The organism is Psychroserpens burtonensis DSM 12212 (assembly GCF_000425305.1).
GTDB lineage: Bacteria > Bacteroidota > Bacteroidia > Flavobacteriales > Flavobacteriaceae > Psychroserpens > Psychroserpens burtonensis.
The window spans coordinates 49941-67717 of sequence record NZ_AUDE01000017.1; the positions used below are offsets into that span (position 1 = coordinate 49941).

At 33.7% G+C, this 17777-nt stretch carries 15 protein-coding genes; 9 read left to right on the forward strand and 6 right to left on the reverse strand.

The window, feature by feature from the left end:
- Window positions 1-601 precede the first annotated feature (601 nt).
- The 4 genes from H593_RS0107710 to H593_RS0107725 all read left to right on the forward strand — a co-directional run bounded on the left by H593_RS0107710 (window position 602) and on the right by H593_RS0107725 (window position 5912).
- A complete protein-coding gene (locus tag H593_RS0107710; RefSeq protein ID WP_028871921.1) occupies window positions 602-1288 on the forward strand; it encodes a succinate dehydrogenase cytochrome b subunit in 687 nt (228 codons plus the stop codon).
- A gap of 15 nt (window positions 1289-1303) precedes the next feature.
- Window positions 1304-3301 carry a fumarate reductase/succinate dehydrogenase flavoprotein subunit gene (locus H593_RS0107715; protein WP_028871922.1) on the forward strand — a complete coding sequence of 666 codons (1998 nt, stop codon included), beginning with the start codon at window positions 1304-1306 and terminating at the stop codon, window positions 3299-3301.
- A 9-nt stretch (window positions 3302-3310) separates the two neighbouring features.
- Window positions 3311-4057, forward strand: a complete 747-nt coding sequence (locus H593_RS0107720; RefSeq protein WP_028871923.1) for a succinate dehydrogenase/fumarate reductase iron-sulfur subunit — start codon at window positions 3311-3313, stop codon at window positions 4055-4057.
- Between the two features lie 82 nt (window positions 4058-4139).
- Window positions 4140-5912: a MutS-related protein gene (locus H593_RS0107725; RefSeq protein WP_028871924.1), complete on the forward strand. Its 1773-nt coding sequence runs from the start codon at window positions 4140-4142 to the stop codon at window positions 5910-5912.
- Between the two features lie 111 nt (window positions 5913-6023).
- Here the strand turns inward: H593_RS0107725 and rpmA are convergent, their stop codons facing one another.
- Together rpmA and rplU are read right to left on the reverse strand one after the other, a co-directional pair.
- Window positions 6024-6284 carry a 50S ribosomal protein L27 gene (gene rpmA, locus H593_RS0107730; RefSeq protein ID WP_028871925.1) on the reverse strand — a complete coding sequence of 87 codons (261 nt, stop codon included), beginning with the start codon at window positions 6282-6284 and terminating at the stop codon, window positions 6024-6026.
- A 26-nt stretch (window positions 6285-6310) separates the two neighbouring features.
- Entirely contained in the window at window positions 6311-6835 is a 525-nt protein-coding gene (gene rplU, locus H593_RS0107735; RefSeq protein ID WP_028871926.1) for a 50S ribosomal protein L21, read from the reverse strand.
- Window positions 6836-7185: 350 nt separating this feature from the next.
- Here rplU and H593_RS0107740 point away from each other — a divergent pair, with 350 nt between their 5' ends.
- Window positions 7186-8520, forward strand: a complete 1335-nt coding sequence (locus tag H593_RS0107740) for a M16 family metallopeptidase (protein ID WP_028871927.1) — start codon at window positions 7186-7188, stop codon at window positions 8518-8520.
- A 22-nt stretch (window positions 8521-8542) separates the two neighbouring features.
- Entirely contained in the window at window positions 8543-10618 is a 2076-nt protein-coding gene (locus H593_RS0107745) for a M16 family metallopeptidase (RefSeq protein WP_028871928.1), read from the forward strand.
- Window positions 10619-10655: 37 nt separating this feature from the next.
- Here the strand turns inward: H593_RS0107745 and H593_RS0107750 are convergent, their stop codons facing one another.
- The gene (locus H593_RS0107750) at window positions 10656-11552 is read right to left on the reverse strand and encodes a DMT family transporter (protein ID WP_028871929.1); all 897 of its coding nucleotides are present in this window, start codon (window positions 11550-11552) and stop codon (window positions 10656-10658) included.
- Between the two features lie 93 nt (window positions 11553-11645).
- On the opposite strand from H593_RS0107750, the gene H593_RS0107755 reads away from it, so the two are divergent.
- On the forward strand, window positions 11646-12158 hold the full coding sequence (locus H593_RS0107755; protein WP_028871930.1) for a heavy-metal-associated domain-containing protein: 513 nt from the start codon (window positions 11646-11648) through the stop codon (window positions 12156-12158).
- A 71-nt stretch (window positions 12159-12229) separates the two neighbouring features.
- Here the strand turns inward: H593_RS0107755 and H593_RS0107760 are convergent, their stop codons facing one another.
- Complete coding sequence (locus H593_RS0107760; RefSeq protein ID WP_028871931.1) at window positions 12230-12700, reverse strand: CYTH domain-containing protein; 471 nt, start codon at window positions 12698-12700, stop codon at window positions 12230-12232.
- Between the two features lie 31 nt (window positions 12701-12731).
- Window positions 12732-13337 carry a DUF2238 domain-containing protein gene (locus H593_RS0107765; protein WP_028871932.1) on the reverse strand — a complete coding sequence of 202 codons (606 nt, stop codon included), beginning with the start codon at window positions 13335-13337 and terminating at the stop codon, window positions 12732-12734.
- Between the two features lie 43 nt (window positions 13338-13380).
- Here H593_RS0107765 and dinB point away from each other — a divergent pair, with 43 nt between their 5' ends.
- Window positions 13381-14490: a DNA polymerase IV gene (dinB, locus tag H593_RS0107770; protein ID WP_028871933.1), complete on the forward strand. Its 1110-nt coding sequence runs from the start codon at window positions 13381-13383 to the stop codon at window positions 14488-14490.
- A gap of 10 nt (window positions 14491-14500) precedes the next feature.
- Here the strand turns inward: dinB and H593_RS0107775 are convergent, their stop codons facing one another.
- The gene (locus tag H593_RS0107775; protein WP_028871934.1) at window positions 14501-15976 is read right to left on the reverse strand and encodes a helix-turn-helix domain-containing protein; all 1476 of its coding nucleotides are present in this window, start codon (window positions 15974-15976) and stop codon (window positions 14501-14503) included.
- A gap of 119 nt (window positions 15977-16095) precedes the next feature.
- On the opposite strand from H593_RS0107775, the gene aceB reads away from it, so the two are divergent.
- Entirely contained in the window at window positions 16096-17694 is a 1599-nt protein-coding gene (gene aceB / locus H593_RS0107780) for a malate synthase A (protein WP_028871935.1), read from the forward strand.
- Window positions 17695-17777 lie beyond the last annotated feature (83 nt).

Below are 17777 nucleotides of genomic sequence, written 5' to 3' on the forward strand. Positions count from 1 at the left end.
GGTTTCTTCGGAAATATAAGAACATCTACGTTTAGTAATTATGAGTTTTTTTGGAGATTAACACCCGCTATAGCGTGTAGTTTTTTTAAGTATCAAAAATCGGCTAAGAAGCAATTAATTATATCCAGTGTTCTTCTGTATTTGGAGAGGATAAAGAACCCCTATTTCAACACTCCGTTCAATTGTAAGGAAGCATCCGTCAAGAATGCGGGGGAACTTAATTTGGGAACGTCATTCAATCAGTATTTATACGATACTAAATAATTTAGACTTTTTGTAAGGGTAAATATTCATGTTTTTAAAAGCTTAAATTTTTAATGTCAGCGGAAATTACAGAATAACTAGAGGCCAAATAAATCTTCCAGCAGGCGATGTATCCTTAGAAGAATTGCTACTCCAACAGCAACAATTACAAACGGGATATAACTATTTTATGAGTGTCGGTTTTAGTTGTCAATTTGGTTCCATTTACAATTCTATTGTAAACTTGAGATTCAACTTTTAATTATACCCATTCTAAATAAATAAAATAGAAAGTAAAATTTGCTGTACAAGCCTATGAGCCCTATCTTTGTAGCACAAATAATTAACTACAATTATAATGAGCGGAATTTTAAATTCATCGATTGGAAGAAAATTTGCTATGGCACTTTCAGCACTCTTCCTAATGATTTTTTTACTTCAACATTTTGCAATTAATATCCTATCGGTTTTTAGTGCAGATACTTTTAACGAGGCGTCTCACTTTATGGGAACATTTTGGGCAGTGCAATTTATTGCGCAACCCATTTTGATTTTTGGTGTTGTTTTCCATTTTGTAATGGGATTTGTTTTAGAAATTAAAAACAATAATGCAAGACAAATTAGTTATGCTAAAAATAATGGTGGTGCAAATTCTACCTGGATGAGTAGAAACATGATTTGGAGTGGTTTAGCTATTTTAGGATTTATGGGACTTCATTTTTATGACTTCTGGTTTCCCGAAATAAATATCAAATTTATAGAAGGCGATATGTCTGGTCTTATAGACCCAAACAACGCAGAAAGTGGTTATAGATATATGGAACATTTACAACATAAGTTTGTAGATGTGTGGAGAGTTGCACTTTATGTCGTTTCTTTTATATTTCTATCACTACATTTATTACATGGTTTCAACTCTGCATTCCAATCGGTTGGAGCAAATAATAAATATACCAAAGCATTAGTCGGGTTTAGTAAAGTGTACGCTATTGGTATTCCTTTAGGATTCATTTTTATTGCACTGTTTCATTACTTTAATCATTAATACACAGAGAGATTTATGGCTTTAGATTCAAAAATACCTCAAGGTCCAATTGCAGACAAATGGACCAATTATAAAAATCACATCGATTTAGTCAATCCAGCAAACAAACGTAACATAGATGTTATCGTTGTTGGTACTGGCTTAGCTGGTGGATCTGCCGCGGCTACATTAGCAGAACTTGGTTATAATGTTAAAGCATTTTGCTTTCAAGATTCTCCAAGACGTGCGCACTCAATTGCAGCACAAGGTGGAATAAACGCAGCAAAAAACTATCAAGGTGATGGAGATTCAACATACCGATTATTTTATGACACTGTAAAAGGAGGCGACTACCGTTCTCGTGAAGCTAATGTATATCGTTTAGCTGAAGTGTCTACAAATATTATTGACCAATGCGTTGCTCAAGGTGTTCCTTTTGCTCGTGAATATGGTGGATTATTAGATAATCGTTCATTTGGAGGCGTACTTGTCTCAAGAACATTTTATGCAGCTGGCCAAACTGGACAACAATTATTATTGGGAGCTTATTCTGCTATGAACCGTCAAATAGGTCGTGGTAAAATCAAAATGTACAACCGTCATGAGATGTTAGACGTTGTAAAAGTTGATGGAAAAGCTAGAGGAATTATCACAAGAAACCTAATTACAGGTGAAATAGAAAGACATTCAGCTCATGCCGTAGTTTTAGGAACTGGAGGATATGGAAACGTCTTTTTCTTATCTACTAATGCTATGGGGTCTAATGTAACCGCAGCTTGGAAAGCACACAAACGTGGTGCAAACTTCGCAAATCCTTGTTACACACAAATTCACCCAACATGTATTCCTGTTTCTGGAGATCATCAGTCTAAATTAACATTAATGTCTGAGTCTTTACGTAATGATGGACGTATTTGGGTTCCAAAACATTTAAAAGATGTTGAAGCTATAAAAAATAAAACATTAAAACCAACACAACTTTCAGAAGAAGATCGTGATTACTATTTAGAGCGCCGTTATCCTGCGTTTGGTAATTTAGTACCTCGTGATGTAGCCTCTCGTGCTGCCAAAGAACGTAGTGATGCTGGTTTTGGAGTCAATGCTACTGGTGAAGCTGTCTATCTTGATTTTGCTTCAGCTTTTATGCGTTACGGAAAAGAGCAAGCCCATGTTAAAGGTTTGGATGAAGATGATGACGCTCTAGTTAAAAAATTAGGACAAGAAATTGTCAAGACCAAATATGGAAATTTATTCCAAATGTATGAGAAAATCGTTGATGAGAATCCTTATGAAACTCCAATGATGATTTATCCTGCAGTACATTATACAATGGGTGGACTTTGGGTAGATTACAACCTAATGACTAATGTTCCTGGATTATACGCTATTGGCGAAGCTAATTTCTCAGATCATGGCGCCAATAGACTAGGTGCATCAGCATTAATGCAAGGATTAGCAGATGGTTATTTTGTGTTACCGTATACCATAGGAGATTATTTATCTGATGATATTCGTACAGGTCCAATTTCTATAGACACACCAGAGTTTGAAAAGGCCGAAGCTGAAGTACGAAAAAACATTGACCATTTAATTAACAATAAAGGAACACACTCTGTAGATTATTTCCATAGACGTTTAGGAAAAATTATGTGGGATAAATGTGGAATGGCAAGGAACGCAGAAGATTTAAAATCTGCAATTACTGAAATTTCCGAACTCAGATCAGAATTTTGGAAAGATGTTCGTGTCCCAGGAACAGAGAATGAATTCAACGAAGAATTAGCGAAAGCTGGTCGTGTTGCAGATTTCCTAGAACTTGGAGAATTATTCGCTAAGGATGCTTTACAACGAGAAGAATCTGCTGGTGGACACTTTAGAGAAGAATACCAAACACCCGAAGGAGAAGCTGTTCGTAGAAAAGAATTTCAATATGTCTCTGCTTGGGAATATAAGGGAGAGCCAAAGGATGCAATACTTCATAAAGAAGAATTGACATACGAGAATATTAAAGTGAAAGAAAGAAGTTATAAATAAAGAAAAGCTATGGATTTAACGTTAAAAATATGGCGTCAAAAAAACGCTAACGATAAAGGAAAAATGGTTGATTACCAAATCAGCGATATCTCTCCGGATATGTCTTTTCTTGAAATGTTAGACGTCTTAAATAATGAATTAATAGAGAAAGGAGACGCACCTGTTTCATTTGATCACGATTGCCGTGAAGGAATTTGCGGTTCATGCTCATTATATATCAATGGAGAAGCGCATGGCCCTGACCGCCTTGTAACAACATGTCAATTGCACATGCGTACATTTAAAGATGGAGAAACTATAGTTATTGAGCCATGGAGAGCTAAGGCTTTTCCGGTGATTAAAGACTTAGTAGTTGATAGAACAGCTTTTGACCGTATCCAACAAGCAGGTGGATTTATATCTGTTAATACTTCAGGGAACACTATTGATGCTAATACCATTCCTATTGAAAAAGAAGATGCAGATAATGCCTTCATGGCAGCGACTTGTATCGGTTGTGGCGCTTGTGTAGCGAGTTGTAAAAACTCATCAGCAATGTTATTTGTTGGTGCAAAAGTATCTCAATTTGCACTATTACCTCAAGGTCAAATAGAGGCAACAGATCGCGTTTTAAATATGGTTAAGCAAATGGATGAAGAGGGATTTGGTAACTGTACCAATACCGGAGCATGTGAAGTGGAATGTCCTAAAGGTATTTCTTTAGAAAATATAGCACGTTTAAACCGTGAATATTTATCAGCATCACTGAAGGGTTAGTAAAACCACTATAATAAAAATATATTTAAACCCAAGTTGTAACAACTTGGGTTTTTCGTTTCTTTATGACTTAAATGAACCTATGGACCATTCAATAACATTTTATAAAAACCAATTAGAAAAGCATATCATAAAAGTTAGTACACTTAAAAAGCAACTCCTAACGTATAGCTTGTTACGTTTAATAACCTTTCTAGTTACAGGATTTGCAATTTATATAGTACTACCCAATTGGCAAACTGCTATAGCTACTGGTGTTTTAGGAATAGCAATTTTTATTTTTCTATTGTCAAAATACACCAATAAAAAAGCGAAACGAGAACTCCATAAATCCTTAGTGACTATTAATGAAGAAGAATTAAAAATAGCTTCTGGTGATTTTCATCATAGACAGTCCGGCGAGCAATTTCAAGATCCACTACATTTTTATAGTTTGGATATTGATCTCTTCGGAAAAGGATCCTTTTTTCAGTATATCAATAGGACTAGTTCTTCGGAAAGTGAATCGCAACTTGCAAACGCATTAAAAGCAAATAACGTTTCTGATATTGAAAACAGACAAGAAGCCATCAACGAATTATCACACAAAACGGAATGGACTCAACTTTACACCGCAACAGCACGCCTCATAAAAACGGAAACTCCGGCACACACAGTAATAAATTGGCTTAAGACTCACAAAACATTTATTCCAAAACCGATGCTTTTCGCTACTTGGTTATTTGCATCCATATCTGTAATCTTACTAGGCTTGGCAATCTTGAAAGTCTTAGGAATTAGCTATTTTGGATACTGGATTTTCGCCGGTTTAGGTATAACAGGAATCTACTTTAAAAAAGTTAATATATTAGCTCTAAATGCAGATAAAACGAAAGAGACTTTTAGACAATATGCCTCCTTATTATTACAAATAGAAAACGCGACATTTACATCAAAGGTTTTACAAAGCAAGCAGCAACAAATTAATTCTGAGAACACAAAAGCTTCACAAATTTTCGCTGAATTTTCCAAATGCTTAGATGCCCTAGACAACAGAAATAATCTATTTGGCGCCATATTGGGCAACGGCTATTTACTACTAGACATCAGAAACGCATATAGAGTAGAACACTGGATTTCTAATTACGCCGATAAGGTTGACGACTGGTTTCAGATGGTCTCCTTCTTTGACGCTTATAATAGTTTAGGCAATTATGCATTTAATCATCAAACACATACCTATCCTGAGATTTCCAAAGAAAATGTTGTCATTGACGCTAAAGGCTTAGGGCATCCTTTATTGGACAAAACGAAACGAATTAACAGCGACCTTAACATACATAATCAAGAGTTCTTTATTGTTACAGGAGCCAACATGGCGGGAAAGAGTACCTTTCTACGTACCGTATCCTTACATATTGTTATGGCTAATGTTGGGTTACCCGTTTGTGCAACATCAAGTATTTACTCTCCAGTAAAACTAATTACAAGCATGCGTACTAGTGATTCTTTAACAGATGACAGTAGTTACTTCTTTTCAGAATTAACCCGCTTAAAATTTATAGTTGACGCTATAGATAAAGAACCATATTTTATTATTCTAGATGAAATATTAAAAGGTACTAACAGCACAGATAAAGCTATTGGCTCAAGAAAGTTTGTGGAGAAATTAGTCGCAGGAAACGCTACAGGTATTATTGCCACCCACGATTTGAGTCTGTGTGAAATATCCCAAGAACTCAACGAAGTAAAAAACTACTACTTTGATGCCGAAATCGTTAACGACGAGCTCTATTTTGATTATAAATTTAAAAAAGGTATTTGTCAAAATATGAATGCCAGTTTTCTATTAAAAAAGATGAAGATTGTGGATTAATAGACTGTTCTTAATTATAAAAACTCACAATCTTTAAAATCTGTGAGGTCAAAAAACAAAAAACCCATTCTAGTTTAGAATGGGTCTTAAATATTTTGAGATAAAATTCGATTAAGCTTCAAAAGGCTCAATAGAAATATAAGACTTATTGTCTCTTTTCTTTGTGAATTTTACTAAACCATCTACTTTAGCATGTAAAGTGTGATCTTTTCCGCCATACACATTGTCACCAGGATGATGTGTATTACCTCTTTGTCTCACGATAATATTTCCAGCTAATGCAGCTTGACCACCAAATATCTTAACACCTAAACGTTTTGATTCTGATTCTCTACCATTTTTAGAACTACCTACTCCTTTTTTATGAGCCATTGTCTTAAGGTTTTATTTGTTAGTATTTAGCTTAAAGCAGCAATTAAATCAGCTTTCTTCATAGAAGAAAGACCTTCGATTCCTTTCGCTTTTGCCATTTCTTTTAACTCAGCAACAGTCATTTGGCTTAAATCTTGAGTGTTCTCTTCAACTTTCGCGGCTGGCTTAGCTTCTGCTTTTTTAGTTTCTTTTTTTGGAGCTGCTTTCTCAGCTTTCGCTGGACTAGATTTTTTAGCTCCTGAAGCAACAATGCTTTCAATTACGATTTCAGATAAAGATTGTCTGTGACCGTTTTTTACACGGTAACCCTTTCTTCTTTTCTTTTTGAAAACGATTACTTTGTCACCTTTAAGGTGCCTTAAGACTTTTACACCTACTAGTGCTCCGTCTATAGCTGGGGCGCCTAAAGTAATATTGTCACCATCACCAATTAAAAGAACGTTATCGAAATCTACTTTCTTACCTTCTTCTGTTGCTAAACGGTTAACAAAAACTTTTTGGTCTTTTTCAACTTTAAATTGATGCCCTGCTATCTCTACAATTGCGTACATAGCGTTTTTATTAATTATATTTTGTTAAAAATGTATGCTTTCCACTCAGAAAGCGGATGCAAATATACATTCTAATTCGTTAATTGACAAACTATACATAAATTTTCAAGAAGATAATACGTTTTAACCTTGCTTTTCTAGTTTTGAAATCCAAAAAATAGTCTTCTAGCTTTCATTTTCAATCCTTTCCATTGCAATTTTATGATATATTTTGCATTAAAAACAATAAAATAAGTCCTGCTATTTACTATTTTTGTAGGATTCGTGTAACATTTTAACGAAATGAAACACTTGTATTGCATATTGAAAAAATTAACACAAAACCATAATTAACTTAAAACAAACTCACAATGAAAAACTACCTATTAATTTTAGCCTCTTTGATGCTAGTTGGCTTTTCTGCCAAGGCTCAGCAGGTTGAATTTGAAGAATTTGACTTAGATAACGGACTTCACGTTATTTTACACCAAGATAACACTGCTCCTGTAGTAACTGTTGGTGTGATGTATAATGTTGGAGGAAAAGATTTAGGAGGAACAGCTGTCGCTCCTCGCACAGGTTTTGCTCACTTTTTTGAGCACCTCTTATTTGAAGGAACTAAAAATATAGACCGTGGAGAATGGTTTAAGATTGTATCTTCAAATGGCGGTAGTAATAATGCGAATACATCTCTTGATAGAACCTATTATTACGAAGTATTTCCATCTAATAATTTAGAGTTAGGTCTTTGGATGGAATCTGAACGCATGCTTCACCCAGTTATTGACCAAGTTGGCGTTGATACTCAAAACGAAGTTGTAAAAGAAGAAAAACGCTCGAGCTACGACAACCAGCCTTATCGTCAGTTCCTATTTGCAATAAGTGAGAACTTATTTAAAGTTCATCCTTATAAAAATAAGAATATTGGTGAAATGGCAGATCTAGATGCCTCTACTCTAGAAGAATTCAAACAATACTTTAAAGACTGGTATGGACCTAATAATGCAGCTTTAGTTGTTGCTGGTGATATTGACAAAAAAGAAGCTAAGAAATTAGTTGAAAAATATTTTAAAGATGTTGAGAGTAGACCAACACCAACTAGAAATTTCTCAAAAGAAGAACCAATTGATGAAACTATTAAGGCTACGTTTTATGATCCAAACATACAAATACCAGCAATTATGGCTGGATATAGAACTCCAGGATTTAAAGAACGTGACTCTTATATTTTAAATATGGTTTCTGCTTATCTAAGTGATGGGAAAACATCTAAATTATTTAAGGAGTTAGTTGATGACAAGAAATTGGCACTTCAAACTGGAACACTATACGTAGAGCAAATGGATGGTGGTATGTATATTCTTTATGGACTTCCATTAGGTGAAACAACTTTAGAAACCTTACTTACTGAAATTGATGAGGAAATCGTAAAAATGCAAAATGACTTAATTTCTGAAAATGATTTTCAAAAACTTCAGAATAAATTTGAAAACAGATACGTGAATTCTAATTCAAGTATTCAAGGTATCGCTGGATCTTTAGTGACAAATTACATGTTATACGATGATATTAATCTTATCAATACTGAAATTGAGATCTATAGATCAATCACTAGACAGGAAATTCAAGATGTGGTAAAGAAATACTTGAATCCTAACCAACGTGTTGAATTAGAATACTTACCAAAAGAAAACACGGACAACTAAAAAACAAATTAAAAACATACACATGAAATTAAAAATATCAGTAATAATAGTAGCATTTTTAATGTCGGTTGGTGCGTTTGCACAAGTTGATCGCTCTAAAATGCCAGAACCAGGTCCTGCTCCGAAAATTTCATTCGAGAAACCTGAAGAATTTACACTAAAAAACGGATTAACTGTTTTAGTTGTAGAAAACCATAAATTACCTAGAGTATCTTTCTCGTTAACTATTGATAATAAGCCGATGACTACTGGTGATAAAGCAGGAGTTGAGAGCTTAATTGGAAGTATGATGGGTAATGGTACCAAAAATATTTCTAAAGATGAGTTCAATGAAGAAGTAGATTTCTTAGGAGCGAATATCAACTTTAGTACTCGTGGTGCTTCTGCTAGCTCATTATCAAAATACTCAGATCGTATTTTAGAATTAATGGCAGATGCAGCAATCAACCCATTATTAATTGCAGAAGAGTTTGATAAAGAAAAAGCACAACTTATAGACGGTTTAAAGTCTAATGAAAAAAGCATAGATGCTATTGCTGGTAGAGTCGGTAGCGCTTTATCTTATGGAAAAAAGCATCCTTATGGCGAATTCACAACTGAAGAAACAGTAAAAAATGTTACGTTTGGTGACGCGGTAGCATTTTATGAAACATACTTTAATCCAAACGACGCTTATTTAGTTGTTGTTGGTGATGTCAAGTATAAAGATGTTAAAAAGCAAATAGAAAAATATTTTTCTAAATGGGAAAAATCTGTAGGCGTAGAATATACTGTACCAAATGAAGCTCCCAATGCACAATACACTCAAATTAACTTTGTAGATATGCCCAATGCCGTACAATCTAATATTTCAATAACGAATAATGTAGATTTACAAACAAAAGACGAAGACTATCATGCGGTATTAATTGCAAATAGAATTTTTGGAGGAGATTTTAGTAGTTACTTAAACATGAATCTTCGTGAAGCGAATGGGTATACTTATGGCGCACGTTCTAATGTAGGGACTGATAAATACGCAGCTCGATTTACAGCTGGAGCATCTGTTAGAAATATGGTAACAGATAGCGCTGTGGTTCAAACCTTAAAAGAAATGAATCGTATTAGAACAGAACCTGTAGAACAAGAAACACTTAAAAATGTAAAAGCTGCATACGTTGGTCAATTTGTAATGGCGCTAGAAAGCCCTCAAACAATTGCCCGCTTCGCACTAAACATAAAGTTAAATGATCTTCCAGATGATTTCTACAAAACGTTTTTACAAAAAATTAATGCAGTAACCGCAGATGATGTAACACGTGTAGCTAATAAATACATGAAACCTGAAAATGCTAGAATTATAATTGTTGGTAAAGGTAGCGACGTATTAGAAAACCTTGAAAAAACAGGAATTCCAATAATGTATTTTGACAAGTATGCAAATTCAGTTGATAAACCCGTTTTTTCAAAACCAATCCCTTCAGGAGTAACAGCACAAACAGTAATTGATAACTACATCACAGCTATAGGAGGAAAAAGTAATTTAGAAAAAGTAAACTCGGTATTATCTAATGCAGATGTTACAATTGAAGGAGCTCCTTTCAAACCAAAAGCAATTATAAAAGTCATGGCTCCAAATAAAACGTCTATGGAAATGATGATTGAAGGTATGGGTACTGTAATGAAACAAAAGTTTGATGGTGCTGCAGGATACAGTGAACAACAAGGAATGAAAATTCCAATGACTGAAAAAGAGCTTTCTAGCAAACAAGCTGAAAAGGGATTGTTTCCGGAAATTCATATGGCGGCGACCTCGCTAGAGTTAGAAGCTATCGTTCCTTTAAGTGGTGTCGATGCTTACAAAATCAAAGTGACTAATGGTGGCGAAGTTTCACATAGATTCTACAATGTAGAAACTGGTTTACTAATGCGATCAGAATCTACCACAGAAGCGCAAGGTCAAAGTGTAACGACTATTGAAGATGTATCAAACTATAAAGAAGTAGATGGTGTGATGATGCCTTTTACTCAAAAAATTACTGCTGGTCCACAAATTATTATATTAAATTCTACTGATATTAAATTTAATGAAGGTGTAACAGAAGCAGATTTTAAGTAAGCTTACTACATATTTTATTTAAAAAAATCCGGAGTAATTAATACTTCGGGTTTTTTTTATACCTTCCTTTGTTAGCCAAATAAACACCCAATAAGATAATCACACTAGCAACAATCTGCAAAGGCCCAAATGTTTCGCCATCCAATAAACCCCAAGCCAAAGCAACAACTGGCATCAAATAGGTTACCGAAGAGGCAAATACTGGTGTAGATATTTGAACCAGTGTATTAAATAAAACCTTGGCAAGTGCTGTTCCAAATAAAGACAAAACAATAACATATACCATTGACATTTCAAAATCTTTATGTGTAAATGTACTTTCAGAAAAGAAATCTGTAAACAGTAATACTATAATGGCAGGAATCATAATTGCAACATAATTACCTGTGGCAATACTCAAAGGTTTTACATTTTGAAGATACTTCTTTATAATGTTCACATTAAGGGCATACATAACTGTTGAAATAATTACGAAGCCTGCATATAAATAATTTTGATCTGGATTTAAATCTGCACCTTGAAAAATCAATATACTTGTACCAATAAACCCAATAATAACGCCAAACAATTGGCGTCTTGAGAAACCAATTTTAAAAATTGCAAACCCTAGTAAAATAGCATTCAATGGGACCAATGAATTTAAAATTGAAGTAATCGCACTATCAATTTCGGTTTCTGCAATTGCAAATAAGAAGGCAGGTATAAATGAGCCTAGAAAACCTGAAATCACAACCCATTTCCATTCGTTTTTTTTAATAGCTCTCAAGCTCTTTAACCCAACTGAAAACAAAAACAAACCAGAAATAATAGTTCGCAATGCACCTAATTGGTAAGGTGTTAGTCCCAATAAGGATTTTTTAATCAAAATAAACGAGCTTCCCCAAATTAGCGCTAATACAAACAGGAATACCCATTTTTTGGTCGTTTCTCTCATAAGATTTCTTAAGTAATTCACAAATTTCGTTAATTTATATGCAAGGGACATCAATATTTATTATGTTTGTTTGAACAATTATTAAAAACTCTTATGAAGACCTTGAAAAACATATTGGCTATTGCATTAATTTCAACATCACTAGTTGCCTGTAAAAGTGATAAAGAACCAGAAGTGAAAACTGTTGAAATTACTTCTGAAATCAATACAAATGCAGCTAAAAAATTAAATCCCAATGCCACTTATGCCAAGGCAGAATTTGGTATTGAAGGTATGACTTGTGCAATGGGTTGCGCTAAGACTATTGAAAAGAAAATTGCTAAAATGGATGGTGTGAAATCTGCAAAAGTAGATTTTGAGAAAGAATTAGCAATGGTAGAGTACGACGAAGCTATGGTAACTCCAAATACATTGGAAGAAGCTGTTGCAAAAGCAGGAGATACTTACAAAGTAAAAAACATGCGTACCGTAAAAGATTTTTCTTCGGAAAAGCATGAATGCGAAGCAGATTGCTCTAAAGCTTGCTGTACAGATAAAGCAAAAGACGCTAAAAAAATGGCTTGTGCAGACGATTGTAAAAAAGACTGTTGCGCTAAGAAAATCTAGTAAGTCTTCAAAATAATTAAAAACTACTCTTTGTACATTACGCTAGTCGAAATGATAAATAGAGTGGTTTTTTATACCCAATTTTTGAAAGGGTGCCGACTTAATTGAGAATTATAATAGCGTTTGTCACCTGTGACTTCTTGTCCGAGCCAATTTGGTTTCTCAAAAGTTTCTTCTTCGTGACTTAATTCAACTTCAGCAATTATTAAACCTTGATTTTCTTCAGAAAACACATCCACTTCAAACACATGTTGTCTAATTTTAACCTCGTATCTGATTTTATCAATAAGACCTTTTTCACACAATTTAAAAAGTGCTTCAGCATCTAATTTAGAGATTTCTTTCTCCCACTCAAAACGAGATAAACCATCGTTAGTTGATTTTCCTTTAACAGTTAGATACCCTTTATCTCCTTTCAATCTCACTCTAACTGTTCGTTCAGGATTCGTATTTAAAAACCCCTGAATAATTCGTGTGTGTTTATGAGATTCTGTTTTAAAATCTTCTGATTTGACTAAAAATTTACGTTCTATTTCTATCATCTTTAGTTCCCCTAAAAACGGGAATCTCTTATTAATTTAACTCGTGTTTGTTTATTTGTCTGATATGATATTTTCCGAAGAAAATCAAAGCTAAAATTGCACCAATCGTTGCATAAAACATATCAGATTGCGTATCCCAAATATACCCTTGAGTTCCTAAAAAAGAATCTCCCCCTTCACCTGTTAAAAGCGACACTACCCATTCTATAAACTCATAGGTCACACTTATTGCCATGGCAATACATACGACAACGAAATTGAGCCAACTATTAGACTGCACAACTTTTTTGCGAAATAATAATTCTCTTGTAATCATTGCCGGCACAAAACCTTGCGCAAAGTGACCTATCTTATCATAATTATTTCTGGATTGATTAAAAGCCTCTTGAATCCAATCAAATAATGGGACTTCTGCATAAGTATAGTGACCACCTATAATAAGAATTGTACAATGGAGAAAAATAAGTACATATACAAAATTTGTAAATCTAAATTTTTTAAAGGTAATGACAAGAACCACGACACCGATTATAGCTGGTAAAACCTCTAAAAACCATGTAAAATAGTCGTAAGGATTTATAGCAGACCATACTAATAATAAAAAAGTAAATCCTAAAAGTGTTTGTATAAGTTTCATAAATGAAGCGTCAATTAAATCAAAGATATTATAAATTTGCTTTATGCTAAATGATTTACCAATTAGAAAGATTATTCATGTGGATATGGACGCGTTTTACGCCTCTGTAGCGCAGCTTGACAATCCAGAACTTAGAGGTAAGGCCATTGCAGTTGGTGGCGGTGGTGCAAGGGGTGTCATTAGCGCTGCAAGTTATGAAGCACGAAAATTTGGTGTAAAAAGCGCAATGTCTGGACGATTAGCGATAAAGCTATGTCCAGAACTCATATTTGTAAAGACAAATTTTGATCGCTATAATGAGATTTCTAAAAAAGTACGACACATATTTCATGACTACACAGATCTTGTTGAACCCTTATCCCTTGACGAAGCTTATCTTGATGTTACTGCGAATAAAAAAGGCAACCCAAGTGCTTCATTATTAGCTCAAGAGATTAGAAACCGGATTTCTACTGAGGTAGGCTTAACAGCCTCTGCGGGAATTTCTATTAACAAGTTTATTGCTAAAGTAGCTAGCGATTATAACAAACCCAACGGACAAAAAACAGTTAATCCAGAGGAAGTACTTCAGTTCTTAGAAGATTTAGACATCAGGAAATTTTATGGTGTTGGTAAAGTGACGGCCGAAAAAATGTACCAAAAAGGGATTTTTACTGGTCAAGATTTAAAAGGAAAATCATTAGAATATCTAGAGGACCACTTCGGAAAGTCAGGTAGCTACTATTATCATGTTGTAAGAGGTATCCACAATAGTGACGTGAAACCCAACCGAATTAGAAAATCTCTTGCTGCCGAACGAACGTTTAGTGAGAATTTATCTTCGGAAATTTTCATGCTAGAAAAGCTAGATCATATTACGGAAGAAGTTGTCAAGAGGCTTAAAAAAAGTAAAGTCTCAGGAAAAACAATCACTTTAAAAATCAAGTATAGCGATTTCACGTTGCAAACTCGAAGCAAGACGTTACCCTATTTTGTTAGTGAAAAAAGTATCATTCTCGAAACTGCAAAAGATTTATTATTTCAGGAAAAGATGAGTAACTCCGTGCGATTATTAGGGATTTCGTTATCTAATTTAAATACGGAGACATCTAAAATTAAAGTTTTAGAAGCCAAAGAAAAAGCTGTTAGTGTACAGTTAAAGTTTGAATTTTAAAACTTATTTATTACTCGAATTGTTGATTTAACACTTCGACAATCTTTTCAATTTTTTTGTTTTTAGTACTTTGATTCAAAACTAATGCTGGTGCTTGCCTCACCTTACAATCTTTTATAGAACAACGCTCACAGGTTACACCAACGTCTTGTCTTCTAATTGTTTTATCTTTTAAAAATTTTAGTTTGCGTTCTAATTGTTTATTAATCAATAACCCAATACTTATACTTCTATATTGATTGTCTTTAAAGGGATCTTTAGTGGCAGATGATAGTACTAAATACTTTGTATTCTCACCTTCATAATTAGAGATTTGAATATCAAATTCGTGAGTCTTTTTATTTTTGCTAATATCATTTAAAACATTTACAGATACCCAACGTCTGCAATAATGCTCGTTGGCTTCATTAGCGCGAGGTGAATGCTGGTGTGATAAATGAAGCTCCTTTTTTAAATCAAATTTTTCACTATCTGCCTTGTGTGTAAACCTTAAAAAGAATAAATTTTGAATATTATATGCTTTAGGAAGAATATTGGTTAAGCGTTGATAGAATGATTCTGGTGACGCATTGAAAGCTTCCAACGTTTTAATAAATAAGGCTTCATCAAAAGATTCTTTTTGAAAAATAGTCTCTAGTTGCAATGTCAATTCATCTTTAGGAATCATTAACGCTCCAGCAAAATATGAGGCATAAAAATTATTAAGTACTTGATCAAAATTTTTAAATTTTATCCAAGGAAAAGTATATAATCGATCCTTAATATCTAAAAAATTATAAGCGATCTCTTTAGCATAAATGAAAGAACGTTGTGCCTCGTCTATCCCCTTAGCAAGTAATAGTGTTTTAGATTTAGGGACAAAAACAGAACGTAAACTCTCTAAAGATTCATATTTAATTAATTCAGAATTGTTAATACTATACCCATACTCTTCTATTAAAATCTCTTCCAAGTAATTTGAGGAAATAAGTGTAGTTAAATCAACATGATAGGCTTTTGAGAACATTAAAACTTGCTGTTCTAAATCATCAAAATAATTATTATTTGCTTCTTGAAAAGAACGTACCGAAGCTAAGAAAAAACGTTCTCTACTAAAGTTATAGTGCTGTGCAATTTCAATTATAGTACTAATAAATGCATTCACTTTTGCAGGCGCACTGGCTACAATATCTATTAAATTGGTCTCTTTAATACCAAACAAATCTAAAGGAATTTCCTTTAAAATTTTTGACTGTAATAGTGCTCCTATTGGCGCTAAATTTTTATCCAACTTTAAAGATACCATTTGATCATAAGGAACGTCAAGTTTATCCGAAAGCATTGCGATTTTATCAGGTTTAGGATATTTCTTCCCTTTTTCAATTTCGTTTAAATATGATTTTGATAAACCAGAAAGTTTTGACAAACCAAATAAAGATAACTTCTTTTCAGTCCTTATCTGCTTTAACTTTAACCCAAATATAAGTTTAATATACTCTTCTTCCATATTAGCAAATATAGGATATTTTGCGAAAACACACTTTTAGCGAATATATATTTTTAGCGAACGTTCGCTAGGTTTTTTAAAATGTTTGTTTTATCATTGTAGAGTAAAATGATAACCCTATGGAAAACACACTATTAAAACTACCGAAAACACAATTCTCTAAAGAAGTTAAAAATTACTACCCAGAAATATTAACAGACAGCGCTTTAGCCTTTATAACTGCATTGCATGAAAAGTTTAATGCAAAAAGGCTACAGTTAATTGATAGACGAGAACAAGAACAATTAGTTTTCGATGCTGGAAAATTCCCTGAATTCCCAAAAGAAACAAAACATATTAGAGATGGTAATTGGACCGCAGGAGACATTCCAAAAGACCTCCAAGATAGACGTGTAGAAATCACTGGACCTGTTAACAGAAAAATGATTATCAACGCTCTAAATTCTGGAGCTAAAACCTTTATGGCAGATTTAGAAGATAGTAATGCACCAACTTGGTCAAACGCTATAGGGGGTCAACAAAATTTATTAGATGCTAACAAGCAAACTATTTCATTATACGATTCTAAAAAGGATAAGTCGTATAAATTAAATACTAAAACAGCAGTTTTATTAGTGAGACCAAGAGGTTTGCATTTAAATGAAAAGCATATTATTATTAATAATGAAAACGCTTCAGGAAGTCTAATAGATTTTGGTTTATATGTGTTTCATAATACCAAAACTATGATAGCACAAGGTACAGCTCCGTATTTTTATCTTCCAAAGTTAGAACATTACCTAGAAGCTCGTTGGTGGAACGCCGTTTTTACCTTTGCGCAAGACTATTTAAACGTGCCACAAGGAACTTTTAAAGCAACCGTTCTAATAGAAACCATTACTGCAAGCTTTCAATTAGACGAAATAATTTATGAGCTCAAAAATCATATTACTGGTTTGAACTGTGGACGTTGGGATTACATTTTCTCTTACATTAAAAAGTTTAGAAACCATCCAAACTTTGTAGTTCCTAATCGTGATCAAGTAACGATGACAACTCCTTTTATGGATGCCTACTCTAAGTTAGTTATTCAACGTTGCCACAAAAGAGGTATTCTAGCCATTGGCGGTATGGCTGCTCAAATTCCTATTAAAAATGACAATGCGGCAAATGCAATTGCATTAGAAAAAGTTCGAAAAGACAAAGAGCGAGAAGTAAAAAACGGTCATGATGGTACTTGGGTTGCACATCCAGATTTAGTAGCAGTTGCTATGAACGAATTTGACAAACACATGCCTACATCAAACCAATTACATGTCTTACGAGAAGATGTGAAAATAACAGAACAAGACTTAGTTGAAAGACCTTTAGGTACAGTAACAGAAGCTGGGATTAGAAAAAATATTAATGTTGGTGTTTTATATACCGAAGCGTGGTTAAGAGGTCATGGAGCTGTAGCGCTTTATAATTTAATGGAAGATGCTGCCACTGCCGAAATTTCAAGAACACAAGTCTGGCAATGGTTAAAAAATGAAGTCAAGCTGGAAGATGGTAGACTATTTACACAGGCTTTGTTTAATGATATTTTTGATAATGAAGTTGAAAAAATCATTACAGAAGTTGGTCAAGACCACATTGTAAATACCAAATTTAAGTTAGCAATAGAATTGTTTAATAAACTAGTAACTGCAGAAGATTTTGAAGAATTTTTAACGCTTCCAGCATACCAATACATATAAAAAAAATGTCTCGCAACTACTGGAATAGTTTGCGAGACTAACATATCAAAATCTCGAAAAATCTTAATAAGTAAATACAAAAT